The sequence below is a fragment of the Denitraticella aggregata genome, from assembly GCF_048158365.1.
GTDB lineage: Bacteria > Pseudomonadota > Gammaproteobacteria > Burkholderiales > Rhodocyclaceae > Azoarcus_F.
Window position 1 is genome coordinate 143,511 of sequence record NZ_JBLLNL010000007.1, and the last position, 22,934, is coordinate 166,444.

Genomic DNA, 22,934 nt, shown 5'->3' on the forward strand with positions numbered 1-22,934 from the left:
TGCGAGCGTTCTGATGGCATCATGGGCGAACACACACCATGAAACAAGGAGCGCGTGGATGACACTACCGCAGATCAGTCGATTCCCGGTTCCGGCGCTGGACAGGCTGCCGGACGATGTCCGCGACAAGATCCTCGCGGTGCAGGAGAAGAACGGCTTCGTGCCGAACGTGTTCCTGGCGCTGGCGCATCGCCCGGAGGAGTTTCGCGCGTTCTTCGCGTATCACGATGCGTTGATGGAGAAGAACGAGGGCCTCACCAAGGCCGAACGGGAGATGATCGTCGTCGCGACCTCGGGGGCGAACGACTGCCTGTATTGCGTGGTCGCGCATGGTGCGATCCTGCGGGTGCGTGCGAAGAATCCGCGCGTGGCGGACCAGGTCGCGACGAACTACCGCAAGGCCGAGGTCACGCCGCGCCAGCGCGCGATGCTGGACTTCGCGATGAAGGTCGCGTTGCGCGCGGCCGAGGTCGAGGAGGCCGACTACGCGCGGCTGCGCGAGCACGGCTTCTCGGACGACGACGCGTGGGACATCGGTGCGATCGCGGCCTTTTTCGCGATGAGCAACCGGCTGGCCAACATGAGCAGCATGCGTCCGAACGAGGAGTTCTACCTGATGGGCCGGCTGCCCAAGACCTGAGGCCGGCGCGCCCGCATCGCCCGCCGCGCCTTAGTGGGCGGGTCAGCGTGCCAGCAGGATGCGTCCCGCGCGGCGGCGCCCGCCGAGCTGGCCGAGCATGCCCTCGCCCGCATTCGCATGGCAGATCGCACAGGCCAGTGCGTCGGCGGCGTCCGCGCTGGGATTGCCCTCCAGCGTCAGCAGGCGCTGCACCATGTGCTGGACCTGCACCTTGTCGGCCTTGCCGTAGCCGACCACCGCCTGCTTGACCTGCAGCGCGGTGTACTCGTGCACCGGCAGGTCGCAGGACACCGCCCCGCAGATCACCGCGCCGCGCGCCTGGCCGAGCAGCAGCGTGGATTGCGGATTGACGTTGACGAACACCTTTTCGACGGCGACCTGATCGGGCCGGTAGGTCTCGATGACCTCGCGGACGCCGTCGAGCAGCGTCTTCAGACGGCCGGGCAATTCGCCGTCCCGGGTTTTGATACAGCCGCTCGCGACGTAGCGGACCTGGCTGCCGAGCCTGTCGATCAGGCCGAAGCCGGTGATTCTGAGGCCCGGGTCGAGCCCGAGTATGCGGGTGGTGACGATGGTGCTCGCGGTCGGCATGCCTGGATTGTATGCCTACTTGCGCGCCAGCCAGACGCCCACGACTGCGATCGCCATGCCGACCAGCGCGAAGCCGGTCAGCGTTTCGCCGAACAGCAACCACGCGAGCAGCGCGGTCGTCGGCGGGGTCAGGTAGAACAGGCTGGCGACATTGACCGCGCTGCCGCTGCGGATCAGCAGATTGAGCAGGCTGATCGCGCCCAGCGACAGCACCACGACCAGCCACAGCAGCGCGAAGATGAACTCGCCGCTCCACTCGACCCGCATGGTCTCGGTCTGCGACGCGATCGCCAGCGTCAGCACCAGCGAGGGCACGAACTGGATGACCGAACCGGTGCGCAGGTCGAAGCGCGGGCAGAAGCGCTTCTGATACAGCGTGCCGAGCGTGATCGCGAGCAGCGCGACGATCGCGGGCACGATCATCACGCCGACCTCGGCGAACGATGCGCCGTCCTGGCCGCTCTTGGAGCCGACCACCAGCGCGACACCGATGAAGCCGAGGCCCAGGCCGATCCACTGCGGCCGGCTGACACGTTCATGCAGCAGCCAGCCGGCGCCGAGCGCGGTCAGCAGCGGCTGCATGCCGACGACCAGCGCCGCGACGCCGGCCGGCAGTCCGAAATGGATCGCGACGAACACGCCACCGAGGTAGAAGGCCTGCACCAGCAGGCCGGTCACGCCGATATGGAAGACCTGTTGCCAGCTGTTCGGCCACGGCGCGCGCATCGCGACTGCGATCACGGTCATCAGCGCGATCACGAGCGCATAGCGGATGGACAGGAAGGTCAGCGGTTCGACGAAGGGCAGACCGAACTTGGCACCGAGAAAACCGGTGCTCCACAACAGCACGAACAGGAACGGCATCGCGGAGCGGAGGGCGGGTCGGGTCATGGCAGAGGGCGTGCGAGCCGGGTTCAAAACAGAACAGCGGTGCAGCTGGCACCGCTGTTCAGAAAAAAGGGGCGGTTCGAGGATCGGGCGATCGTCAGTCGTCGAAGACCGCGGACGTATAGACTTCCTGCACGTCGTCCAGGCTCTCCAGCGCGTCCAGCAGTTTCTGCATCCTGGCCGCGTCGTCGCCGGTCAGCTCGGTTTCGTTCTGAGGCTTCATCGTGACTTCCCCGAACTCGGCCTTGAATCCGGCGTTCTCGAGCGTCTCCTTGACCGCGGAGTAATCGTTGGGCGCGGTTATCACCTCGATCGATCCGTCCTCGTTGCCGACCACGTCCTCGGCGCCAGCCTCAAGTGCCGCTTCCATCAGCGCGTTCTCGTCGGTACCGGGTGCGAACATCAGCTGGCCGCAGTGGGTGAACTGGAACGCCACGCAGCCGTCGGTGCCCATGTTGCCGCCATACTTGGAGAACGCGTGGCGTACGTCGGCCACGGTGCGGGTCTTGTTGTCGGTGAGGCAGTCGACCATCACCGCCGCGCCGCCGATGCCGTAGCCTTCGTAGCGGGCTTCCTCGTAACTGACGCCTTCGAGCTCGCCGGTGCCGCGCTTGATCGCGCGTTCGATGTTCTCGCCCGGCATGTTCTCGCCCTTGGCGTTGTCGATCGCGAGTCGCAGGCGCGGATTGAAGTTGGGATCCCCGCCCCCCATGCGCGCGGCGACCGTGATCTCCTTGATCAGCTTCGTGAAGACCTTGCCGCGCTTGGCATCCTGACGCCCCTTGCGGTGCTGGATGTTGGCCCATTTGGAGTGACCCGCCATAGATTCCTCGAGACTGCCGGTGATGTGTGAAGCGCGAATTATACCGCGCGCGCCATGACCGGGGCCGCCCGACCTCGCGACCCTTCGACAGTGTCATTTTCCATCGGTTTGGTGTATCAATGGACTTGTAACGACGTCCCGTGAGCCACGCATGCCGAATCGCCTCGTCCTGTCTTTGTTTCTGTGCTTCATGGCCCTTGCGGGGGGCGCGCATGCTCAGGTGCGCATGACCTTCGACGGTTGTCTCGATTCGAACGGCGTGCAGGTGCCGTCGGTGCTGGACGAGACGCTGGCCCGGACCTTCGACACGCGCATCGAGGGCGGTCGGCCGGTGATCCGCTACAACCCGGACCTGCTGCCGGACATGGCGCCCAAGGTCAGGCTGTTCTTTTATGCGCACGAATGTGCGCGTGTGAATCTGGGAATGGCGCCGGCCGCGCCGCGCATGCTCGCCGATGCGCGCGAGGCTGACTGCTGGGGGCTGGTCACGCTGATCCGCTCCAGGCTGCTCGACGACCGTGACGTACCGGCGATGCTGCCCGACATGCGTTTCGCGATCGAGGACTGGTCGCTGCTGCCCGGGCCGCCGCGCGGCTTCGAGTGGTATCTGCCGGCCTGCATGCGCGAATATGCCGACCGGCCCTCACTCGCGCATCCGCCGTCCGGCCAGGACGACTGGAACACCTGTGCGCGTCGTTGCGCCGACACGCTGTACCAGTGTCAGCAGCAGACCTGCCGCGGACCGGCCTGCGAACCCTGCGTACAGACCTATGAACAATGCGTGAACAGCTGTTTCGCGCGCTTTCCCCGATGACCGGAGCCGCGTATCCCGAAGCCGCGTCGATCCGTCATCCATCCGAGGTGCTCAATCGTGACTGAACCCTTGCTGATTGCGCGCACGCGCGACACCGAATGCCAGTTGTTGTCCAGGCTGGCCAATCGACATGGACTGATCACCGGCGCGACCGGCACCGGCAAGACGGTCACGCTGCAGAAGATGGCCGAAGCCTTCGTCGGGATCGGCGTGCCGGTGTTCGTCGCCGACGTGAAGGGCGATCTGTCCGGCATCGGCGCGCCGGGCGTCGCGTCGGAGCGGCTGATGAGCCGTCTCGACGCGATCGGCATCACCGAGTTCGAGCCGGTCGCCAACACCGTGGTGTTCTGGGACGTGTTCGCCGAGAAGGGTCATCCGGTGCGCGCGACGATCTCGGACATGGGTCCGCTGCTGCTCGGCCGCCTGCTCAATCTGAACGACACGCAGGCCGGCGTGCTGCAGCTGGTGTTCAAGATCGCCGACGACAACGGCTTGCTGCTGCTCGATCTGAAGGATCTGCGCGCGATGATCCAGTACGTGGGCGAGAACGCACGCAGTTTCACGACCGAGTACGGCAACGTCTCGATCGCCTCGATCGGTGCGATCCAGCGCGGACTGCTGAATCTCGAGCAGCAGGGGGGCGATCTCTTCTTCGGCGAACCGATGCTGGATCTGGCCGACCTGATCCAGACCGATGCCAACGGGCGCGGCGTCGTGAACATCCTGTCAGCGGAAAAGCTGTACAACTCGCCCCAGCTCTACTCCACCTTCCTGCTGTGGATGCTGGCCGAACTGTTCGAGCAGTTGCCCGAGATCGGCGACCCGGACAAGCCGAAACTGGTGTTCTTCTTCGACGAGGCGCACCTGCTGTTCAAGGATGCGCCCAAGGCGCTGGTCGAGAAGATCGAGCGCGTGGTCCGGCTGATCCGCTCCAAGGGCGTCGGCGTGTATTTCGTGACGCAGAGCCCGCTGGATGTGCCCGAGAGCGTGCTCGGCCAGCTCGGCAACCGGGTTCAGCATGCGTTGCGCGCGTTCACGCCGCGTGACCAGCGCGCGGTCAAGAGCGCGGCCGACACGATGCGCGCCAATCCGGCCTTCAATGCGGCCGACGTGATCACCGAGCTGGGCGTGGGCGAGGCGCTGGTGTCGTTCCTGGACGAGAAGGGGCGACCGAGCGTCGTCGAACGCACGTCCATCATCGCGCCCGGATCGCGCCTGGGCCCGATGACCGAGGCCGAGCGCTTCGCCGCGATCCGGTCATCCGTGCTGTACGGCCATTACGAGCAGGTGGTCGATCGCGAATCGGCCTACGAACTGCTGCGGGCGCAGGCCGAGAGCGCCGCGCAGCGCGCGGCCGAGGCGGCGTTCGAAGCCGCGGCGGAGAAGGCGGCCCGGAGCACGGCGTCGACCACGCCGCAACAGGGCGGCAACGTACTGTCCGACGTGCTGTTCGGCTCCACCGGCCCGCGCGGCGGCCGTCGTGACGGTCTTGCACAGGTCGCCGCGAAGACCGTGACCCGGACCATCGGCAGCTCGATCGGGCGTCAGATCGCGCGCGGCATCCTCGGCTCGCTGCTCGGAGGCGCCAAGCGCTGAGCGCCCGACCGCTCAGATCGCCAGGCCGAGCCGCCGGCAGATGTCCATCGTGGGTCCGGCCTGGTTCATGCTGTAGAAGTGCAGGCCCGGTGCGCCGGCCCGCAGCAGCTTCTCGCACAAGGCCGTGACGACATCCAGACCGAAGGCCTGCACGGAGTCGGTGTCGTCGCCGAAACCTTCGAACTTCTTGCGCATCCAGCGCGGGATCTCGGCGCCGCAGGCGTCCGAGAAGCGCGCCAGCTTGCTGAAGCTCGTGATCGGCATGATGCCGGGTACGATCGGGATCCTCACGCCCAGTGCCTGCGCCTGGTCGACGAAGTGCAGGTAGGCGTCCAGGTTGTAGAAGTACTGCGTGATCGCCGAATTCGCGCCGGCGTCCACCTTGCGCTTGAACGCGAGCAGGTCGTCGCGCGGGCTTTTCGCCTGCGGATGCCATTCCGGATAGGCGGCGACCTCGACGATGAAGCGATCGCCGGTCTCGCTGCGGATGAACTCGACCAGCTCGTTGGCATAGCGGAACTCGCCTGCCGCACCCACGCCCGACGGCAGGTCGCCGCGCAGCGCGACGATGCGGCGGATGCCGGTCGCGGCGTACTCCTGCAGGATCTCGCGGATGCCGTCGCGGCTCGACCCGATGCATGACAGGTGCGGCGCGGCCTCGCTGCCGCTGTCGGCGATCTCGCGTACCGTGGCGAAGGTGCGTTCGCGGGTCGAACCACCGGCGCCGTAGGTCACCGAGAAGAAGGCCGGTTCGAGCTCGGCCAGGCGCGCGCGGGTCGCGCGCAGCTTCTCCGCGCCCTCCGGCGTCTGCGGCGGGAAGAACTCGATCGAAAGTTCAGTCTTGGTCGTCATGTCGGTGTTGCATCCAGATCAGGAATTCGCGATTGCCTTCGATGTTGCCGACGCCGCCGCCTGTGAGTGGGGATTCGTACCAGCCCCGCACCGCGAGGCCGAGTTCTTGCGCCGCGAGCCGGATCGTCCGCTCGACCGTTTCGTACAGGGCCTCGTCCCTGACCACGCCGCCCTTGCCGAGCCCGTTCGGACCGACCTCGAACTGCGGCTTGACCAGCGCGACGATCTGCCCGCCCGGGGCGAGCAGCGCCGGCCACTGTGGCATCAACAGCGCCAGCGAGATGAAGCTCGCGTCGCACACGATCAGGTCGAAGCCTTCGGGCGGCACGTGCGGTGCGAGATCGGCCGCGACCAGATGACGGGCGTTGACGCCCTCCAGCGTGACGCAGCGCGGATCGTCATGCAGACGCGGGTGAAGCTGGCCGTGTCCGACCTCGACGCCGACCACGCGGTCGGCACCGGCCTGCAGCAGGCAGTCGGTGAACCCGCCGGTGCTCTGGCCGATGTCGAGGCAGGTCGCGCCGCGTACGTCGAGTCCGGTCCGTTCGAGTGCGGCGGCGAGCTTCAGCGCGCCGCGCGACACATAGCGGGTCTGTTCGTCCTCGGCGACCGTCAGCCGCGCGGATTCGGGCAGCAGGTGCCCGGGTTTGACGATGACGCCTTCGTCGCACGACACCCGGCCGGCTTCGATCAACTGCCTGGCGCGGGTGCGCGATTCCACCAGGCCCTGTGCGACCAGCAGCGTGTCGAGGCGTTGCAGACCGGCCGGCCGTGGCGCGATCGCTGCGGTCCGCTCGCGCTTGGGTGCGGCGCGATGGCTGCGGCTGTGGAAGGAGTTCATCGACATGATGTCAGCCTCGGGTCCGACAGCCGCCTCGGTCCGTGGTCATTTGATCGCCAGGGTCTGGACTTCGTTGTCATAGACGTCGTGACGCTTGTCGTACAGCGGAATGGTCGTGCCGTTGACCCGGTTCTGGGTCAGGTTGTCGAGATTCACATCGGCGATCACGATCTGCTCGACGTTCGGTGTGCCTTCGGCCGCGATGCCGTCGCGCGAGAACGGAAAATCGGACGGCGTGATGATGCTCGCCTGGCCGTAATGCACGCCCAGGCCTTCGACCGGCAGATTGCCGACCGTGCTGGTCATCGCGACATAGACCTGATTCTCGATCGCGCGCGCATGGCAGCAGTAGCGCACGCGCAGAAAACCCTGGCGATCGTCGGTGCATGAGGGCACGAACAGGATGTCGGCACCGGCCTCGCAGACCATGCGGGCGAGCTCGGGAAACTCGATGTCGTAGCAGATCAGGATCGCGATCTTGCCGTAGGGCGTCTCGAACAGGTGCAGCTGGTCGCCGGCGGCGGTGTCCCACATCTCGCGCTCCCAGCGCGTGCGGTGGATCTTGTCCTGCTCATGCACTTCGCCGTCGGGCGTGAACAGATACGCGGTGTTGTAGAGTTGCCCGTCGCGCAGCGTGGGGTGGCTGCCGCCGATCAGGAACACCCGCCAGTATTGTGCGAGTTCGCGCATCAGCTCGATGTAGCGCTGCGTGTAATCGTTCATGTTGCGCACCGCCTCCGGCAGCTCGCGGGTGTCCATGAAGGACAGCAGCTGCGTGGTGAAGATCTCGGGCAGCAGCACGAAGTGGGGGCGATAGTCGCCCGCCGCCTGCACGACGAAGCGCACCTGGTTCTCGAACCCGGACCAGTCGTGGATCTGACGGAGCAGGTACTGGACTGCGGCGATTCTGACGATCATAGGATCTCCTTTTCGGGTATGCGCGTGGGCCTGCCCGCATCGTAGGCCGGATTCAGCCACACGATAAGGGAGGCGTTGCCACAGGATTCATGGTCCTCCGGCAGGTAGTCCTCGATCACGCCGCAATAGTGGAAGCCTTCATGCAGCTGGAAACCGAGCACCGGGTCGCGCAAGTCGCCCCACACGACCCGCTTGGCGTAGTCCTCGGCGCTCATCTCGGCGGCATGCAGATGATAGCCGGGCAGCCGCCCACAGGCGATGATGCGCTTCAGGTTCATTGCCTGGCACAGGCGGCGGCGTCCCTCGTAGAGTGCGTGCCCCAGCCCCATGCCCCGTACCTCGGGGTCGACGAACACTTCGGCGCCATAAAGCGTCTTGCCGCCGGGGTCGTGCTCCTGGAACGTGCCCGAGGCGGTGATCTCCTTCCAGGTGTGCGTGTCGAACCAGTCGTCCCAGATCACGACGAACGAACTCGCACATCCGACCACGCGTCCGTCGAATTCGGCCACGATCTGGCCGTGAGGGAAGATCTCGAGCTGATGCTCGAACTTGACCCGCGACCAGGGGGGCATTTCGGGCGGGTAGGCGTGTTTTTGCAGCCGTATGAGTTCCGGAATGTCTTCGGCCCGGGTGTGGCGTATCGTCACTTTCGACATGGTCGTTCTCCGTTTCGAATGCCGCGATCCAGTCCGCCCGGCACCCGCAGCGGCGCGATGGCCGGTGCGGGTGGATCCAGAGCCGGGATCAGTAGCGGTAGTGATCCGGCTTGTAGGGCCCTTGCTTGGGTACGCCGATGTATTCGGCCTGGGCATCGGTCAGCTCGGTCAACTGCACGTTGAGCTTTCTGAGCTGCAGTCGTGCGACCTTCTCGTCCAGATGCTTGGGCAGCGTATACACCCCTGTCGGATAGTCGCCGGTGCGCTGGAAGAGTTCGATCTGCGCGATCGTCTGGTTCGCGAACGACGAACTCATCACGTAGCTCGGATGCCCGGTGGCGCAGCCCAGGTTCACCAGGCGGCCCTTGGCGAGCAGGATGATCCGTTTGCCATCCGGGAAGATCACGTGGTCGACCTGCGGCTTGATCTCCTCCCACTGGTAGCCTTCGATGCTGGCGACGTCGATCTCGTTGTCGAAGTGGCCGATGTTGCACACGATGGCCTGGTCCTTCATCCTGGCCATGTGGTCGTGCGTGATCACATGGTAGTTGCCGGTCGCGGTGACGAAGATGTCCGCATGTTCGGCCGCGTATTCCATCGTCACGACCCGGTAGCCTTCCATCGCCGCCTGCAGCGCGCAGATCGGGTCGACCTCGGTGACCCACACCTGCGCCGACAGCGCGCGCAGCGCCTGGGCCGAACCCTTGCCGACGTCGCCGTAGCCGCACACGAGCGCGACCTTGCCGGCGATCATCACGTCGGTGGCACGTTTGATGCCGTCGACCAGCGATTCACGGCAGCCGTAGAGGTTGTCGAACTTGCTCTTGGTGACCGAGTCGTTGACGTTGATCGCCGGAAAACGCAGTTCGCCGCGCTGGTGCATCTGGTAAAGGCGATGCACGCCGGTGGTGGTTTCCTCGGTGACGCCCTTGATATGCGCGATCCGCGTCGAGTACCAGGTCGGATCGGTCGCGAGCTTGGCGCGGATCGCGGCGTACAGGATGGTCTCTTCCTCGGAGGTCGGCTTGTCCAGCACCGACAGGTCCTGTTCCGCGCGGGTACCCAGGTGCAGCAGCAGCGTCGCGTCGCCGCCGTCGTCCAGGATCATGTTGGAGAAACCACCGTCGGCCCATTCGAAGATGCGGTGGGTGTAGTCCCAGTAGTCCTTCAGCGACTCGCCCTTGACCGCGAACACCGGGATGCCGTCGGCCGCGATGGCGGCGGCTGCGTGATCCTGGGTCGAGAAGATGTTGCACGAGGCCCAGCGCACTTCGGCGCCGAGCGCAGTCAGCGTCTCGATCAGCACCGCGGTCTGGATGGTCATGTGCAGCGAACCGGTGATGCGCGCGCCCTTGAGCGGCTGGCTCGCCGCGAATTCCTCGCGGATCGCCATCAGCCCCGGCATTTCGGTTTGGGCGATACGGATTTCCTTGCGGCCCCAGTCGGCCAGCGCCAGATCGGCGACCACGAAATCCTTGAAATCAGCCACAGCGTTCATTGAATGCTCCTTGCTATGGCCGGGGGGAACGGGTAGTGCGGTCTTGCTCACCCGGAATCCCTAACCCGGCAGGGTTGAGAAATGAAACACCAAGCGGTGTCTCGGGTGAGCGCCGTTTCTGTACAAGAACCGCGACCTGTCGGTCGGCTGGCTCCGAGCCTGGGGGCGGACACCGCATGATGCGGATGACTCGACGCCTTGCAGCGCTCCTCGGAGGATGCTGAGTATACATCAACGGCGTCATCTGCTGCAGTGCCTGATTCGCTGCGCTCGTGCGCTGACCTGCTCGCCGGGTCGGGTGCCGCGCTTGGTTCGGCCTTCCGGTCACATGGCAAACTTGGCTGCCTGGCGCGCGGCTGCGAGATCCTGGGGAGCCTTCAATGCAATTTCGGCGCGAACCAACGCGAGACGGGCATGCCGCAGCGCGTTGCCGCGCATCGTGGCGTCCCCGGCCGCGGCAAGTGCCTCGAAGGCCTTGAGCAGCCGCAGCACCACTTCGATAGTACCCGCGCCGTCCCGGGCGATTCCGGTAAAGGCGTCGTCGAACATGTCCGCCATGGACAATTCCGGCACCGCGACGCGGTCGAACTGCACGGAAACGTCACCCGCCTTGCCGCACTCGTTCCACGTGACGAACAGGCGGACAAACGCGCCCGTGACGGCGATGGCGGTCCCCGGATCATTGACCGCCGGCGAAAGCGCGTGGCTGGCGATCTCCGAAAGGACCACCAGTCCGAACCGCGGATCCTGTTCAAAGACCCTCGAGCCGCCAATGTCGAACGCGGCAGCGATTGCTTCGGCGTCCTCGTCGGACACACTGTCCGACGCCTCCCGGATGACCCACGCGACAGGGCGGTTTGGCGTGCAAAAGGTGCCGGGCAACGCCGCCACAACAATCCTCAGTTGCGACTCCACCGCCCGCTTCTGCAACGCGGCGGTGTCGACATACCCTACGTACCCGATGGCCTGTCCGAAGACCGCCCGACCCCTATCTGGGGGACTGGACGCCGCGACGCCCCCAAGACGTGGGGCCGACTGCCGCTTCCGAACAGCTTTCCCGGCTATCGCTTCCACCTTGTCGATCGTATCTCCCAGCCGACCGAGCCGGGCGATTTTATCGACCCAGCGGATGAAGGCAAGAATGACAATTGCAAGCACGCCTATTGTCAGGGAGAACAGGATAAAACGACTGCCCGGTCCACCGTAAGCCCCGTTCATCAGCGCAATGAGCGCGACCACGCTGTAGATAAACGCGCCGATGAACACCGACAGCGCGTTCTGCGAAACGTCATCGGCGATCATCAGCGAAAACGAGCGGGGCGTCGCAGACTGACTTGCCGACGCATAAGCGGACACCATCGAAGTCACCGCGAACGTGGCCATCATCAACATGCTCGACGCGATGATCTTGAGCAACGTTTCGGTCGATTCCTTCGAGATGTCCGGCAGGAAACGGTCGAGTTCAGTCATGTCCATGAGATCGGCGAGAAAAACTGCGGCAATGGACAGCACGCAGACGATGAGTGGCCTGACCCACAGCCGCTCATGGAACTGCTTGATGACGAAACTCAGGTGATCCAACATCTTCGGCTCTCCTGCCACTTCACCCAATTGTGTCGACCGCTATCGAGCCAGAACGCAACCCCCCGACCGACAGCCTCCTACCGCCTGTTATGCCGCATCACGCTGACGATGATCGTGATCACGGTGATCGGCATCACGTAGCCGAGCATCGCGTTGGAGAACGCCGGCAGCAGCGCGTGTTGTTGAGCAGCCAGCACCAGATAGGCGGTGTAGGCGGCGTAGTAGCCGAGGAACACCGCGCCCTCCCAGCGCGCGATCTCGCGGCCGGTGATCATGATCGGCAGGCACGCGAAGGCGACCGCCAGCATCACCCACAGGTCGAAATTGCGCGCAGCCTCCGAGATCGGGATGCCGCCGGCCGACACCAGGCCGGTGACGCCCAGTACCGCGAAGATGTTGAACACGTTGCTGCCGATCACGTTGCCGACCGCGATGTCGCGTTGGCCGCGGATCGCTGCGACGATGGAGGTGGCGACCTCCGGCATGGACGTGCCGACCGCGACCACGGTCAGACCGATCACCAGATCGCTGACCCCGAAGGCCTGCGCGAAGGCCACGGCTGCGCCGACCAGCCAGTCCGAGCCCTGCACCAGCGCGATCAGGCCGGCCAAGATCAGGCCGAGCTGGACGCTCCAGTGCCGGTCCCATTTCGTGTCCGGGGGCATCTCCCCGGCGAATTCGTCCTGGGTGTCGCGCGACGCGCGCCTCGACTGGCGTATCAGGAAGAACGAATAGGCGGCGACCAGCATGAACAGCACGGCCGCCTCGAGCCGGCTGATGTTGCCGTCCAGTGCCATGACCACCATCAGCAAGGACGCGCCGAGCATGATCGGGATCTCCTGGCGGATGATCTGTTCGTGCACCAGCAGCGGCGCGATCAGGGCCGAGATGCCCAGGATCAGCAGGATGTTGGCGATGTTGCTGCCGATCACGTTGCCGATCGCCAGATCCGGCGTGCCGGTCAGTGACGCCCCGACCGATACCGCCATTTCGGGCGCGCTGGTGCCGAACGCGACCACCGTCAGACCGATCACCAGCGGCGACACGCCGAACGACAGCGCCAGCTTGGCCGCGCCCCGGACCATGACTTCGGCGCCGATGACGAGCAGCGTGAGGCCGAGAACGAAGAACAGGGCGTGGGTCAGCATGGCGTGGGTGCGTGATCAGAGGCCCGCGTTGGCCCGCAGTGCCGCGGCTTTGTCGGTCGTCTCCCACTTGAACTCGGGTTCGTCGCGCCCGAAGTGGCCGTAGGCGGCGGTCTTGCCGTAAATCGGGCGCAACAGGTCCAGTGTCTGGATGATGGCTTTCGGGCGCAGGTCGAAATGCTTCGCGATCAGTTCTTCGATGCGCTCGTCCGGCACCTTGCCGGTGCCGAAGGTATCGACCATAAGACTCACGGGCCTGGCCACGCCGATCGCGTAGGCGATCTGGACCTCGCAGCGCTCGGCCAGGCCGGCCGCGACCAGGTTCTTGGCCACGTAGCGTCCGGCGTAGGCGGCCGAACGGTCGACCTTGGATGGGTCCTTGCCGGAGAACGCGCCGCCGCCATGGTGGGCCGCACCGCCATAGGTATCCACGATGATCTTGCGCCCGGTCAGGCCGCAGTCGCCATGCGGGCCGCCGACCACGAATCGGCCGGTGGGGTTGATCAGATAACGCACTTCCCCCTGCATCAGCTCTTGCGGCAGTACCGGCTTGATGATCTCCTCGATCACCGCCTCGGTGATCTGGGCATGGGACACCTCCGGGTCGTGCTGCGTGGACACCACGACCGTGTCGATCGCGACCGGTTTGCCATCCACATGCCGCACGGTGAGCTGGCTCTTGGCGTCCGGGCGCAGCCACGGCAGGCGGCCGTCCTTGCGCAGTTCGGCCTGGCGCTGCATGATCCGGTGCGCATAGAAGATCGGCAGCGGCATCAGCGCCGGGGTCTCGTTGCAGGCGTAGCCGAACATCAGGCCCTGGTCGCCCGCACCCTGATCGAGGTCGATGCCCTGGCCTTCGTTCACGCCCTGCGCGATGTCGGGCGACTGGCGGTTGATCGCGGTCAGGATCGCGCAGGAGCGGTAGTCGAAACCGATCTCGGAAGCGTTGTAGCCGATCCGGCGGATCACGTCCTGCGCGATTTCCTTGTAGTTGGGATGGGCGGTGGTCGTGATTTCGCCTGAAATGACGACCAGGCCGGTCGACACCAGTGTTTCGCAGGCCACGCGGGCATGCGGGTCCTCGGCCAGGATTGCGTCCAGCACTCCGTCAGACACCTGGTCGGCGACTTTGTCCGGATGGCCTTCCGACACCGACTCCGAGGTGAAGAGATATTCCCTGCTCATGGCTACGCTCCAAAAACGAAAATCCCCAGTATGTCTGGCGTGGCGCCAGCTCCGGGGATTTCGTCGAGCGGCGACGCTTTAGCAGTATTTGCGTGTCGGCCCGCAGCATTTGCATGCGATAGCGTCCACATCCGCCCTGCAAGTTGTCGTGTTAACTCGGCGGCTGGGCGATAATTGTAGCGTTTCCAATTTGCCGGTGAAAGCAGTTCCGCTGCTTCCGGTCCAGGCCCTTCGTGCTCGTCTCCCCAGTCTTCCGGTTTTTGTCGCGTCTGCCGCTGTCCTGGCTTCACCGCCTCGGCGCGTTGGCAGGGCGCGTGGTCTGGCTGTTCTCGAAGGGGTATCGGTCCCGCGTACGCGAGAACCTGATCATCGCAACGGGTCGCGACGACAAACCGCTGCTCGATGCGGTGATCGCCGAGACCGGCCGGCAGATGCTGGAACTGCCGTTCGTGTGGGTGCGACCGCAACAGGAGGTGTTGTCGCGAATCGTCAGGGTGGAGGGGGTTGAACTGCTGGAAGCTGCCCGCCGGGACGGCGCCAGCGTGCTGTTGCTGACGGCGCACCTCGGCTGCTTCGAATTGTGCGCGCAGTACTGCTCGACCCATGGTCCGATCACGGTGCTGTATCGCCCGCCGCGCAAGGCCGTGCTGCAACCGCTGATGGAGGCGGGGCGCGCACGCGGCAATGTGCGGGTCGCGCCGGCCGACGTGTCGGGTGTGCGCAAGCTGGTCAAGGCCCTGCGTAGCGGCGAGATGGTCGGCATGTTGCCGGACCAGGCGCCCAAGGAGGGCGAGGGCATGTGGGCGCCGTTCTTCGGCCGGCCTGCCTGGACGATGACGCTGGCCGCGCGCCTGTCCGAGGTCAAGGGCGTGCGCGTGATCATGGTCTGGACCGAGCGGCTCCCCGGGGCGACGGGGTACGTGCTGCGTCTCACCGAACCGGTCGAGCCGATTGAAGGCGATCTCGCCGCCCGCACGGTCGCGATCAACCGTGAGATCGAGCGCCTGATCCTGAGATGCCCCGCCCAGTATCTGTGGGGCTACAACCGCTACAAGAGGCCGTCGGGTGTGCCGCCGCCCGAGGGCGAAGCATGAGTCGCCTCGTCATCGCGCTGCTGTGGTTGCTGCACTGGTTGCCGCTGGGTGTGCTCGCGCCGATCGGTCAGGCTATGGGCGAGATCCTGTATCGGGTCGCGCGTGCGCGTCGGCATATCGCCGACGTCAATCTCCGCCTGTGCTTTCCGGCCCTGAGCGAGCCCGAGCGGCGCCGGCTGGTGCGGGCGCATTTTCGCATGCTGGGTCGCAGCCTCATCGAGCGCGGGTTGCTGTGGTGGGGCAGTCGGGCGCGACTGCAGCGGCTGATCCGGATGGATCGGCCCGAGAGGATTCAGCGGCTGCTGGACGCCGGGCGCCCGGTGATCCTGCTCGCACCGCACTTCGTCGGGCTCGATGCCGGCGGAATCTCGGTCGCGATGCGCTTCAACGGCGTCAGCATCTATGCGAAGCAGAGCGATCCGGTGATCGACCACTGGCTCAAGCACGGTCGCAGCCGCTTCGGCGATCAGCAGCTGATTTCGCGCTCGGACGGCGCCCGGCCCACGGTCAAGGCGATGAAGGCAGGCCGTCCGTTCTACTACCTGCCTGACATGGATTACCGTCTGAAGGATTCGATCTTCGTGCCGTTTTTCGGCGTGCCTGCGGCGACGATCACCGGCCTGTCGCGCCTGTCACGGCTGGCCGGGGCTGCGGTGGTGGTATGCGCCGCGCGAATGCTGCCGGGCGGACAGGGCTATGTGATCGAGGTCGGCGAACCGTGGGAGAACTTCCCCACCGCGGACGTGGAAGCGGACACGCGGCGCATGAACGAGGAGATCGAACGGCTGGTGCGCACGATGCCCGAGCAGTATTACTGGGTGCACCGCCGCTTCAAGACCCGCCCGTCGGGGGAAAGCAAGCCGTATTGAGTGAGGCTGGTTGCATGGACACTGTGGCGTTTAGCGAGCCCGGCATGGCCGCTGTCCCTGCGGCGACTCGGCCCGAGCGCATGCCGCTGTTGGCGAGCGTAGCGGCCGCGGGCCTCGCTGTCTGAGCGCGCCAGCGCGAGTTCGAGGCCTGCAGCGAAGCGCGCCTTACAGCGGCAGCGGGAGTGGCCGTCGGAGCCGAAGGGACAGCGGCCATGCCGGGCTCGCTGCGCCGCAATGGGTTCATGCGATTGCGCGTGCCGACTGGACGGGCTTCGGCCGGTAGAGGAAAATCCCGGCTCAATGAAGGGAGTGCTTTGATGCGCATGCGTTTTACCAAGATGCACGGGCTGGGAAATGATTTCGTCGTCATCGACGCGGTGCGCCAGTCGGTATCGCTGACGCGGGAGCAGGTGCGGGCGATCGCCGATCGCCATTTCGGTGTCGGCTGCGATCAGCTGCTGGTGGTCGAGCCGACGTCGACGCCGGGGGTCGATTTCCGCTATCGCATCTTCAATTCGGACGGAAGCGAAGTCGAGCAGTGTGGTAACGGTGCGCGCTGCTTCGTGCGTTTCGTGCGCGAAAAAGGCCTCAGCGACAAGGACGAGATCCGGGTGGAGACCGCGTCCGGCATCATCGCACCGCGCCTGCAGCCGGATGGCCTGGTCACGGTCGATATGGGCGTGCCGGAACTGGAGCCGGCCAGGGTGCCGTTCGCATCGGACTCGAATGCGGTGGTCCAGGCGCTGGAACTGGACGGTGATGTGCGTATCGCGATCACCGCGGTGTCCATGGGCAATCCGCATGCGGTACAGGTCGTCGCCGATGTCGATACCGCACCGGTCGAAGTCATGGGGCCGCTGATCGAGCAGCATCCGCGCTTTCCTGCCCGGGTCAATGCCGGTTTCATGGAGGTGGTCGATGTCCACCGGATCCGGCTGCGGGTGTTCGAGCGCGGTGCGGGCGAGACGCTCGCCTGCGGCACCGGCGCGTGCGCGGCGGTGGTCGCGGGCGTGTTGCGTGGCCTGCTCGAGTCGCCGGTGTCGGTGGAGACCCGGGGCGGGGTGCTGAAGATCGACTGGACCGGTCCGGGCACGCCGGTATGGATGACCGGCCCGGCGGTCACCGTCTTCGAGGGCGAGCTCGATGTCGCCTGATGTTCCTGACTTTCGACGCTCGCAGGGAGTGCCCGATTCATGACTGCCGATGATGTGCTGAGTTACCTGAAGCAGCATCCCGATTTTCTGTCCCTCCACGGCGAGATCTTCACCGAGATCACCGTGCCTCATCCGCATGGCGGCCAGGCGATCTCGCTGGCCGAGCGTCAACTGCACGCGCTGCGGGACAAGATCCGGCTGCTCGAGCTGAAGCTGGCGGAGCTGATCCGGTTCGGTGAGGAGAACGACGAGATCGGGGAGAAGGTCCATCGGCTCAGCCTGCAATTGCTGGAGTCGGACAACTACGAGAGCCTGCGTTACGCGTTGCTGTCGAGCCTGCGCGACGATTTCGCGATCCCCCATGTGGGGGTGCGGATCTGGAACAGTGTGATCAGCCATGGCGACGAGGATTTTTCGCCGGTCAGCGATGACCTGCGCATGCTGGCGGGCGACCTGCATCAACCCTATTGCGGGGCGCCGAACAATCTCGAACTGCTTCAGTGGTTCGGCGAGGTGGCCCCTCATGTCCGCTCGGTCGCGCTGATCCCGCTGCGTCGGGATGCGCAGGTCTTCGGCCTGCTCGTACTCGCCAGCGAGGAGGCCGAGCGTTTCTATCCGGAGATGGGAACCCTGTATCTTTCCCGGATCGGCGATCTGGTGGCTTCCGCGTTGCGTCGTCATCTGGGATGAACCTGCCCGGTCCGGTTTCGCCCGCCGGCGCGAGTGCGTCGTCCACCCCGGCCGGCCTGCCGGCCGAATGCGAGGTCTATCTGACCCATCTCGCGAGTCAGAGGCGGTTGTCGCCGCTCACGGTGCAGCACTACGCGCGGGACCTCGCGCGGCTGGCGGCCCTGGCCGACGGTCGACCGCTCGGTGAGCTGGTGCGACACGACATCCGCCGTTTCGTCGGGCGGCTGCATGGCGGTGGACTCGGCGGCCGCTCGATCGCCCGGGTGCTGTCGGCATGGCGCGGCTGTTACCGCTGGATGTTGCGGCAGGGCTTCGTGTCGGCGAATCCGGTGGAGGGCGTGCGCGCACCCCGGTCGCCGAAGACGCTACCCCGGACCCTGTCTCCGGACCAGGCGGGCGCAATGCTCGATGCGCAGCCCGAAGACGATCTCGAACTGCGCGATCGCGCGATGTTCGAACTGCTGTATTCGTCCGGGTTGCGGGTGGCGGAGCTTGCCGGGCTGGACGTGCATCACGGCGTGGATGTGGAGGAAGGCCTGGTGACCGTCATCGGCAAGCGTGGCAAGACTCGCAGCGTTCCGGTCGGCGGGCCGGCGCTGCGGGCACTGCAGGCCTGGCTGAGCCACCGCCACGACTGGGTGCGAGGCCACGAGCCGGCCTTGTTCGTCACCCGTACCGGCACGCGCATGAGCACCAGCGCGATCCGCTCCAGACTGATGCGCTGGGCGAGTCAGCACGGGCTCGGGGTTCACGTTCATCCGCACATGCTGCGCCACAGCTTCGCCAGCCACCTGTTGCAGTCCAGCGGTGACCTGCGCGCGGTTCAGGAACTGCTCGGCCATGCCAGCATTCGCAGCACCCAGGTCTATACCCATCTCGATTTTCAGCATCTCGCCAAGGTCTACGACGCGGCACATCCGCGGGCGCGCAAGCGCTGAGCCATCGCGTCGAAGTATTTAACGTCCTGGATGCGATATTCCCCAAAGTGAGAAATAGTTGTGCAGAGCCTTAACCGCTCATGGGTAAGCTGGGTTCGACGATAAGCAGTTCGTCGTAGTGGCCGAATCACATGGGGTCAGCGAAGGGGCGCGTGCCACGAGGCACCGGTGTGCTGGCCAGTGTCGAACGATGGGTAACCCGTGAAAAAATCGTGAATCCAGAATCCACAGGCAATGCCGTCGCCGAGCGCAGGAACGATACGCACAAGCTGATGAGAGCGGTCTCCATCATTCTGGCGCGCTACGAGCTTCACAATCTGAAGCGCCTCTACGACGATTTCGAGCGTGACATCCTGTTGCCGCTGCTGCTCGGAGAAGTCGCGCTGCACAATATCGGTGCGCGGGAGCGCGGTGAAACGCTCCCGCCCAATGGTGACGCCGAAGACTGGCTGGACTGCAGGCTCAAGCCATGCAACGCCTACTCGATTGCCGCTGCGACCGGCCTGCCGCGCGAGACGGTGCGGCGCAAGATCGCTCGCCTGGTCGAACTCGGCTGGTTGAACAAGCGCCACAACGGCCATCTGTATGTGAGCTCGAACGCGCTCGAGTATTTCGGTCGATTGCTGCTATCCCGCGACCTTCCGGAGTTGCTCGAAACCACCGACAAGGTTCGCCGTCTCTATGCCGATGCGAACGTGGACCTTCCGTGCTTGACGCGCTGACATAGTCCGAACGGCTCGACCGCCCCATCGACGCCGGCGCCGGTCGAGCCGAACATCCCGTTTCTTGCAGATGCGAAGGCGTCCGTCACGGTGTCAGCTCGCGTCCCGATCCCCGTCTCAGGCCGGCAAACTGCACGCGGACCCTTGGGCGGTTCCTGGCTCGCATCGAAATCGCAGTAGAATCGGCGCCTTTCCCGCTCATTCGGTGGTTCGCGATGTCCCGACTCGTTCTGAAAGCCGGCAAGGAGCGTTCGCTCTTCCGTCGTCATCCGTGGGTGTTCGAAGGTTCGGTCGCCGGCCTCGAAGGACGCGCACGACCCGGGGACACGGTCGAGGTCGTGACCGACGACGGTCGCCTGCTGGGACGCGCGGCCTGGTCGCCGTCGTCGAAGATCCGCGCGCGGATGTGGTCGTTCTCGCCGGACGAGAGCATCGACCATGGTTTCTTCAAGCGCCGTGTGGCCGCGTCGGTGGCGCGACGCGCGTCGCATCCGATGCTCGCCGGCCAGTCCGGGTTGCGCCTGATCCACGGGGAATCCGACGGACTGCCGGGCGTGATCGCCGATCGCTTCGGCGACGTCGTGGTGCTGCAGCTGACCAGTGCCGGAGCCGACAAGTGGCGGGGCGCGATCGTGGCCGCGCTCGAGCAGGCGACCTCGTGCACCGCGGTATATGAGCGCTCCGACTCGGAGGTGCGCGCACTGGAGGGGCTGGAGCCGGTGTCGGGCTGCATTTCGGGCGCGCTGCCGGACGAGGGCATCACGATAGACGAGAACGGCGTCCGGCTGATCGTGGACGTGGTCGCCGGGCACAAGACCGGGTTCTATCTGGATCAGCGCGACAACCGCCTGCTCACCGGTGTGCTGGCACGCGATCGCGCGGTGCTCAACTGCTTCTGCTATACCGGCGGGTTTTCGCTGCAGGCGCTGGCCGGCGGCGCGTCCTCGGTGCTGTCGATCGATTCCTCGGGGCCGGCGCTCGAGATCGCGCGTCGCAATCTCGCGCTGAACCCGCAGCTGGACGCCGGCCGGACCGAGTGGCAGCAGGCAGACGTATTCGAGGCCTTGCGCGCGCTCAGGCGCGACGAACGGCGCTTCGATCTGATCGTGCTCGATCCGCCCAAGTTCGCCCCGTCGGCCGCCCATGCCGAGCGCGCCGCCCGCGCGTACAAGGACATCAACCTGTTCGGCTTCCGCCTGCTCAATCCGGGCGGCATCCTGATGACGTATTCCTGTTCGGGCGGGATCGGGGTGGAACTGTTCCAGAAGATCGTCGCCGGCGCGGCTGCCGACGCGGGCGTGGATGCGCGCATCATCCATCGCCTGTCGGCGGCCGCGGATCATCCGGTGGGCCTGGCCGTGCCGGAGGGCGAATATCTGAAGGGGCTGGCGGTCGAGGTGGGCTGAGGTCCCGCGTCAGCGCGGTTCGACGTAGCGTCGGGATTCCGGATTGGGGCCGTGCTCGCCGAGCTGGAAGGCGGCGTTGATCAGCCCGATCACCAGCATCAGCAGCACGAAGAAGCGTAGCTGCCATGCGCGCGGCGCTGCCTTGCCGTCGGCACGGCCCGCCTGCCGCGCGATCATCACGCCCAGCCCGGCGGTGGTGAGCAAGGCCAGCCCCAGCAGGCGCGACGACCATCCGGCGAGATGCGTGGCGTGGGACGGGTCCCCGCGATCCGGCCAGTAGAATTCCGGGCCCTGCAGCAGATACAGTCCGCCGATCAGGCACAGGATGATGACGAAGGCCTGGAAGGTGCGCATCGGGGCGGGCCGGCGGTCTCAGCCGCCGGGGAACAGGTCGTTGCCACTTCCCGGGCGGGTCAGGCCGAAGTGCTGCCAGATCGACGCGGTGGCCATGCGTCCGCGCGGGGTGCGCTGCAGATAGCCCTGCTGGATCAGATAGGGTTCGAGCACGTCCTCGATCGTGTCCGAGGATTCGCCGATCGCCGCGGCGATGTTGTCCAGGCCGACCGGACCGCCGCCGAACTTCTCCAGCATCGCGCCGAGCAGCTTGCGGTCCATCAGGTCGAGGCCGAGGTGGTCCACGTCCAGCATCACCAGTGCCGCGTCCGCGACGGCGGCGGTGATATGGCCCTGCGCCTTGACCTCGGCATAGTCCCGGACCCGGCGCAGCAGCCGGTTGGCGATGCGCGGCGTGCCACGCGAGCGCCGTGCGATCTCGAACGAACCGGCGTCGTCGATCTCGACATTGAGTAGTCGCGCCGAGCGCCCGACGATGTAGGACAGCTCGTCGGGGGTGTAGAACTCCAGCCGCGCGACGATGCCGAAGCGGTCGCGCAGCGGGTTGGTCAGCATCCCGGCGCGGGTGGTCGCGCCGACCAGCGTGAACGGCGGCAGATCGAGCTTGACCGAGCGTGCGGCCGGGCCTTCGCCGATCATGATGTCGATCTGGAAGTCCTCCAGCGCCGGATACAGGATCTCCTCGACCACCGGGGAGAGGCGATGGATCTCGTCGATGAACAGCACGTCATGCGGTTCGAGATTGGTCAGCAGCGCGGCCAGGTCTCCGGCGCGCTCCAGCACCGGGCCGGAGGTTTGACGCAAGTTCACGCCCATCTCGGCCGCGACGATATGCGCGAGCGTGGTCTTGCCCAGGCCGGGCGGACCGAACAGCAGCACGTGATCCAGCGACTCGTTGCGATTGCGCGCGGCCTGGATGAAGATCTCCAGCTGCTCGCGGATCTTGGCCTGCCCGACGTATTCGACCAGGCGCTTGGGCCTGAGCGCGCGCTCGACCGCGTCTTCCTGACGATCCGTGGCTTGTGCGGAGATCAGTCTCGGGGCCTGCAGCTTGTCGGTTTCGATCATGCGGTATTGTCGCCCACTATCGTCGGGGTGTCGCGGCGCGTGTCCGTAGCAGGCTACTCCGGGCGGGTGATGCGCCGCGGTGTCGTGCCGCCCTGGGACAGCGCGATCTCGAGCGCGGTCTCGAGCCGGATCACGCGCTCGTTGAGCTGCTCGATCCTTTGCTGCTGCCTGCCCATGGCTTCGGCCATGCGCTCGATCTTGTCATTCATGCGGATCACCGTGGTGATCGCGTCCCACATCTTCTCGGTCACGCTCATCCGTGCGCACCCGCTTTGCGCTCCCGCGCCTCGATGCGTGCCTCGGATTTGGCGACCAGGGCCAGGGCCTCGTCCATGGCCTTGTTCGCGCGCGCGGTGGTCGCGAGCATCTGCTCGATCATGCCGGCTAGCAGGCGCTCGTCCTCCGGCGCCCGGAACGCCGCCGCGGCCCGGCGCAGGTATTCGCCCATGGACAGGTTGGCCTCCCGGGCCATCTGCGCGATGTGCGCCTTCTCCTGCGGGGTGACCAGGACCGGAATGCGTTCGGTTGCAGTGGCCATGACTTGCCTCCTGTGTACATGTGCTGTGCATGTTCATTCTAGCGCCACACCGTCTCGAGTCAAGATGCGG

General features: G+C 65.8%; 25 protein-coding genes and 1 riboswitch. Of the genes, 10 read left to right on the plus strand and 15 right to left on the minus strand.

The features are described from left to right. The first annotated feature begins 58 nt into the window (after nt 1-58). The gene (locus tag ACKVEX_RS10520; protein ID WP_473215681.1) at nt 59-640 is read left to right on the plus strand and encodes a peroxidase-related enzyme; all 582 of its coding nucleotides are present in this window, start codon (nt 59-61) and stop codon (nt 638-640) included. Nucleotides 641-682: 42 nt separating this feature from the next. Here the strand turns inward: ACKVEX_RS10520 and ruvC are convergent, their stop codons facing one another. From ruvC to ACKVEX_RS10535, 3 genes are all read right to left on the minus strand, one after another. Continuing rightward, nucleotides 683-1,231 carry a crossover junction endodeoxyribonuclease RuvC gene (gene ruvC, locus ACKVEX_RS10525; RefSeq protein WP_473215682.1) on the minus strand — a complete coding sequence of 183 codons (549 nt, stop codon included), beginning with the start codon at nt 1,229-1,231 and terminating at the stop codon, nt 683-685. A 15-nt stretch (nt 1,232-1,246) separates the two neighbouring features. Then, entirely contained in the window at nt 1,247-2,122 is an 876-nt protein-coding gene (locus ACKVEX_RS10530; protein ID WP_473215683.1) for a DMT family transporter, read from the minus strand. 94 nt (nt 2,123-2,216) lie between these two features. Continuing rightward, nucleotides 2,217-2,942: a YebC/PmpR family DNA-binding transcriptional regulator gene (locus ACKVEX_RS10535; protein ID WP_473215684.1), complete on the minus strand. Its 726-nt coding sequence runs from the start codon at nt 2,940-2,942 to the stop codon at nt 2,217-2,219. Between the two features lie 151 nt (nt 2,943-3,093). On the opposite strand from ACKVEX_RS10535, the gene ACKVEX_RS10540 reads away from it, so the two are divergent. Both ACKVEX_RS10540 and ACKVEX_RS10545 read left to right on the plus strand, forming a co-directional pair. Further along, nucleotides 3,094-3,756: a hypothetical protein gene (locus tag ACKVEX_RS10540; protein ID WP_473215685.1), complete on the plus strand. Its 663-nt coding sequence runs from the start codon at nt 3,094-3,096 to the stop codon at nt 3,754-3,756. Between the two features lie 57 nt (nt 3,757-3,813). Further along, nucleotides 3,814-5,352, plus strand: coding sequence for a helicase HerA-like domain-containing protein (locus ACKVEX_RS10545; RefSeq protein WP_473215686.1), 1,539 nt, complete (start codon nt 3,814-3,816; stop codon nt 5,350-5,352). 12 nt (nt 5,353-5,364) lie between these two features. On the opposite strand, the gene metF is transcribed toward ACKVEX_RS10545, so the two are convergent. The 8 genes from metF to metK form a co-directional block, all read right to left on the minus strand. Then, nucleotides 5,365-6,204, minus strand: a complete 840-nt coding sequence (metF, locus tag ACKVEX_RS10550; protein ID WP_473215687.1) for a methylenetetrahydrofolate reductase [NAD(P)H] — start codon at nt 6,202-6,204, stop codon at nt 5,365-5,367. Next, nucleotides 6,188-7,051, minus strand: coding sequence for a TlyA family RNA methyltransferase (locus ACKVEX_RS10555; RefSeq protein WP_473215688.1), 864 nt, complete (start codon nt 7,049-7,051; stop codon nt 6,188-6,190). Before ACKVEX_RS10555 ends, metF begins: the two co-directional genes overlap by 17 nt. Nucleotides 7,052-7,090: 39 nt before the next feature. Beyond that, the gene (locus ACKVEX_RS10560; protein WP_473215689.1) at nt 7,091-7,963 is read right to left on the minus strand and encodes a carbon-nitrogen hydrolase family protein; all 873 of its coding nucleotides are present in this window, start codon (nt 7,961-7,963) and stop codon (nt 7,091-7,093) included. After that, nucleotides 7,960-8,619, minus strand: coding sequence for a GNAT family N-acetyltransferase (locus ACKVEX_RS10565; protein ID WP_473215690.1), 660 nt, complete (start codon nt 8,617-8,619; stop codon nt 7,960-7,962). Before ACKVEX_RS10565 ends, ACKVEX_RS10560 begins: the two co-directional genes overlap by 4 nt. Nucleotides 8,620-8,707: 88 nt before the next feature. Beyond that, a complete protein-coding gene (ahcY, locus tag ACKVEX_RS10570) occupies nt 8,708-10,117 on the minus strand; it encodes an adenosylhomocysteinase (protein WP_473215691.1) in 1,410 nt (469 codons plus the stop codon). Nucleotides 10,118-10,217: 100 nt separating this feature from the next. After that, a riboswitch (S-adenosyl-L-homocysteine riboswitch) is annotated at nt 10,218-10,335 on the minus strand. A 106-nt stretch (nt 10,336-10,441) separates the two neighbouring features. Beyond that, nucleotides 10,442-11,701 (minus strand): DUF2254 domain-containing protein, encoded by a 1,260-nt coding sequence (locus tag ACKVEX_RS10575; RefSeq protein ID WP_473215692.1) that lies wholly within the window; start codon nt 11,699-11,701, stop codon nt 10,442-10,444. A gap of 77 nt (nt 11,702-11,778) precedes the next feature. Continuing rightward, nucleotides 11,779-12,849 carry a calcium/sodium antiporter gene (locus ACKVEX_RS10580; protein WP_473215693.1) on the minus strand — a complete coding sequence of 357 codons (1,071 nt, stop codon included), beginning with the start codon at nt 12,847-12,849 and terminating at the stop codon, nt 11,779-11,781. A 15-nt stretch (nt 12,850-12,864) separates the two neighbouring features. After that, nucleotides 12,865-14,031 carry a methionine adenosyltransferase gene (gene metK / locus ACKVEX_RS10585; RefSeq protein WP_473215694.1) on the minus strand — a complete coding sequence of 389 codons (1,167 nt, stop codon included), beginning with the start codon at nt 14,029-14,031 and terminating at the stop codon, nt 12,865-12,867. Nucleotides 14,032-14,264: 233 nt separating this feature from the next. Here metK and ACKVEX_RS10590 point away from each other — a divergent pair, with 233 nt between their 5' ends. The 7 genes from ACKVEX_RS10590 to ACKVEX_RS10620 all read left to right on the plus strand — a co-directional run bounded on the left by ACKVEX_RS10590 (nt 14,265) and on the right by ACKVEX_RS10620 (nt 20,904). Then, nucleotides 14,265-15,125 carry a lysophospholipid acyltransferase family protein gene (locus tag ACKVEX_RS10590; protein ID WP_473215695.1) on the plus strand — a complete coding sequence of 287 codons (861 nt, stop codon included), beginning with the start codon at nt 14,265-14,267 and terminating at the stop codon, nt 15,123-15,125. Beyond that, nucleotides 15,122-15,994 carry a lysophospholipid acyltransferase family protein gene (locus ACKVEX_RS10595; protein WP_473215696.1) on the plus strand — a complete coding sequence of 291 codons (873 nt, stop codon included), beginning with the start codon at nt 15,122-15,124 and terminating at the stop codon, nt 15,992-15,994. The genes ACKVEX_RS10590 and ACKVEX_RS10595 overlap by 4 nt, the downstream gene beginning before the upstream one ends. Before the next feature lie 317 nt (nt 15,995-16,311). Next, nucleotides 16,312-17,148 (plus strand): diaminopimelate epimerase, encoded by an 837-nt coding sequence (gene dapF, locus ACKVEX_RS10600; RefSeq protein WP_473215697.1) that lies wholly within the window; start codon nt 16,312-16,314, stop codon nt 17,146-17,148. A 39-nt stretch (nt 17,149-17,187) separates the two neighbouring features. Next, on the plus strand, nt 17,188-17,838 hold the full coding sequence (locus ACKVEX_RS10605) for a DUF484 family protein (protein WP_473215698.1): 651 nt from the start codon (nt 17,188-17,190) through the stop codon (nt 17,836-17,838). After that, nucleotides 17,835-18,776 carry a tyrosine recombinase XerC gene (xerC, locus tag ACKVEX_RS10610; RefSeq protein ID WP_473215699.1) on the plus strand — a complete coding sequence of 314 codons (942 nt, stop codon included), beginning with the start codon at nt 17,835-17,837 and terminating at the stop codon, nt 18,774-18,776. Before ACKVEX_RS10605 ends, xerC begins: the two co-directional genes overlap by 4 nt. Before the next feature lie 212 nt (nt 18,777-18,988). Continuing rightward, complete coding sequence (locus ACKVEX_RS10615; protein ID WP_473215700.1) at nt 18,989-19,498, plus strand: hypothetical protein; 510 nt, start codon at nt 18,989-18,991, stop codon at nt 19,496-19,498. Between the two features lie 215 nt (nt 19,499-19,713). Next, the gene (locus tag ACKVEX_RS10620) at nt 19,714-20,904 is read left to right on the plus strand and encodes a class I SAM-dependent rRNA methyltransferase (protein ID WP_473215701.1); all 1,191 of its coding nucleotides are present in this window, start codon (nt 19,714-19,716) and stop codon (nt 20,902-20,904) included. Nucleotides 20,905-20,913: 9 nt separating this feature from the next. Here ACKVEX_RS10620 and ACKVEX_RS10625 read toward each other — a convergent pair whose 3' ends face one another. Genes ACKVEX_RS10625 through ACKVEX_RS10640 form a run of 4 tightly spaced genes read right to left on the minus strand, consistent with a single transcriptional unit; the run spans nt 20,914 to nt 22,864 of the window. Then, nucleotides 20,914-21,258: a hypothetical protein gene (locus ACKVEX_RS10625; RefSeq protein WP_473215702.1), complete on the minus strand. Its 345-nt coding sequence runs from the start codon at nt 21,256-21,258 to the stop codon at nt 20,914-20,916. Nucleotides 21,259-21,276: 18 nt separating this feature from the next. Beyond that, nucleotides 21,277-22,326, minus strand: coding sequence for a Holliday junction branch migration DNA helicase RuvB (gene ruvB, locus ACKVEX_RS10630; RefSeq protein WP_473215703.1), 1,050 nt, complete (start codon nt 22,324-22,326; stop codon nt 21,277-21,279). Between the two features lie 53 nt (nt 22,327-22,379). Continuing rightward, nucleotides 22,380-22,583 (minus strand): hypothetical protein, encoded by a 204-nt coding sequence (locus ACKVEX_RS10635; protein ID WP_473215704.1) that lies wholly within the window; start codon nt 22,581-22,583, stop codon nt 22,380-22,382. Then, complete coding sequence (locus ACKVEX_RS10640; RefSeq protein WP_473215705.1) at nt 22,580-22,864, minus strand: plasmid mobilization protein; 285 nt, start codon at nt 22,862-22,864, stop codon at nt 22,580-22,582. Before ACKVEX_RS10640 ends, ACKVEX_RS10635 begins: the two co-directional genes overlap by 4 nt. Nucleotides 22,865-22,934 lie beyond the last annotated feature (70 nt).

Coding starts and splice junctions, on each gene's coding strand:
- ACKVEX_RS10540 (WP_473215685.1), top strand. CDS start 3,094: ATGCCGAATCGCCTCGTCCTGTCTTTGTTTCTGTGCTTCATGGCCCTT.
- ruvB (WP_473215703.1), bottom strand. CDS start 22,326: ATGATCGAAACCGACAAGCTGCAGGCCCCGAGACTGATCTCCGCACAA.
- ACKVEX_RS10580 (WP_473215693.1), bottom strand. CDS start 12,849: ATGCTGACCCACGCCCTGTTCTTCGTTCTCGGCCTCACGCTGCTCGTC.
- ACKVEX_RS10640 (WP_473215705.1), bottom strand. CDS start 22,864: ATGGCCACTGCAACCGAACGCATTCCGGTCCTGGTCACCCCGCAGGAG.
- ACKVEX_RS10530 (WP_473215683.1), bottom strand. CDS start 2,122: ATGACCCGACCCGCCCTCCGCTCCGCGATGCCGTTCCTGTTCGTGCTG.
- ACKVEX_RS10565 (WP_473215690.1), bottom strand. CDS start 8,619: ATGTCGAAAGTGACGATACGCCACACCCGGGCCGAAGACATTCCGGAA.
- dapF (WP_473215697.1), top strand. CDS start 16,312: ATGCGCATGCGTTTTACCAAGATGCACGGGCTGGGAAATGATTTCGTC.
- ACKVEX_RS10520 (WP_473215681.1), top strand. CDS start 59: ATGACACTACCGCAGATCAGTCGATTCCCGGTTCCGGCGCTGGACAGG.
- xerC (WP_473215699.1), top strand. CDS start 17,835: ATGAACCTGCCCGGTCCGGTTTCGCCCGCCGGCGCGAGTGCGTCGTCC.
- ACKVEX_RS10575 (WP_473215692.1), bottom strand. CDS start 11,701: ATGTTGGATCACCTGAGTTTCGTCATCAAGCAGTTCCATGAGCGGCTG.
- ACKVEX_RS10595 (WP_473215696.1), top strand. CDS start 15,122: ATGAGTCGCCTCGTCATCGCGCTGCTGTGGTTGCTGCACTGGTTGCCG.
- metF (WP_473215687.1), bottom strand. CDS start 6,204: ATGACGACCAAGACTGAACTTTCGATCGAGTTCTTCCCGCCGCAGACG.
- metK (WP_473215694.1), bottom strand. CDS start 14,031: ATGAGCAGGGAATATCTCTTCACCTCGGAGTCGGTGTCGGAAGGCCAT.
- ACKVEX_RS10625 (WP_473215702.1), bottom strand. CDS start 21,258: ATGCGCACCTTCCAGGCCTTCGTCATCATCCTGTGCCTGATCGGCGGA.
- ACKVEX_RS10635 (WP_473215704.1), bottom strand. CDS start 22,583: ATGAGCGTGACCGAGAAGATGTGGGACGCGATCACCACGGTGATCCGC.
- ACKVEX_RS10555 (WP_473215688.1), bottom strand. CDS start 7,051: ATGTCGATGAACTCCTTCCACAGCCGCAGCCATCGCGCCGCACCCAAG.
- ACKVEX_RS10605 (WP_473215698.1), top strand. CDS start 17,188: ATGACTGCCGATGATGTGCTGAGTTACCTGAAGCAGCATCCCGATTTT.
- ahcY (WP_473215691.1), bottom strand. CDS start 10,117: ATGAACGCTGTGGCTGATTTCAAGGATTTCGTGGTCGCCGATCTGGCG.
- ACKVEX_RS10560 (WP_473215689.1), bottom strand. CDS start 7,963: ATGATCGTCAGAATCGCCGCAGTCCAGTACCTGCTCCGTCAGATCCAC.
- ruvC (WP_473215682.1), bottom strand. CDS start 1,231: ATGCCGACCGCGAGCACCATCGTCACCACCCGCATACTCGGGCTCGAC.
- ACKVEX_RS10620 (WP_473215701.1), top strand. CDS start 19,714: ATGTCCCGACTCGTTCTGAAAGCCGGCAAGGAGCGTTCGCTCTTCCGT.
- ACKVEX_RS10535 (WP_473215684.1), bottom strand. CDS start 2,942: ATGGCGGGTCACTCCAAATGGGCCAACATCCAGCACCGCAAGGGGCGT.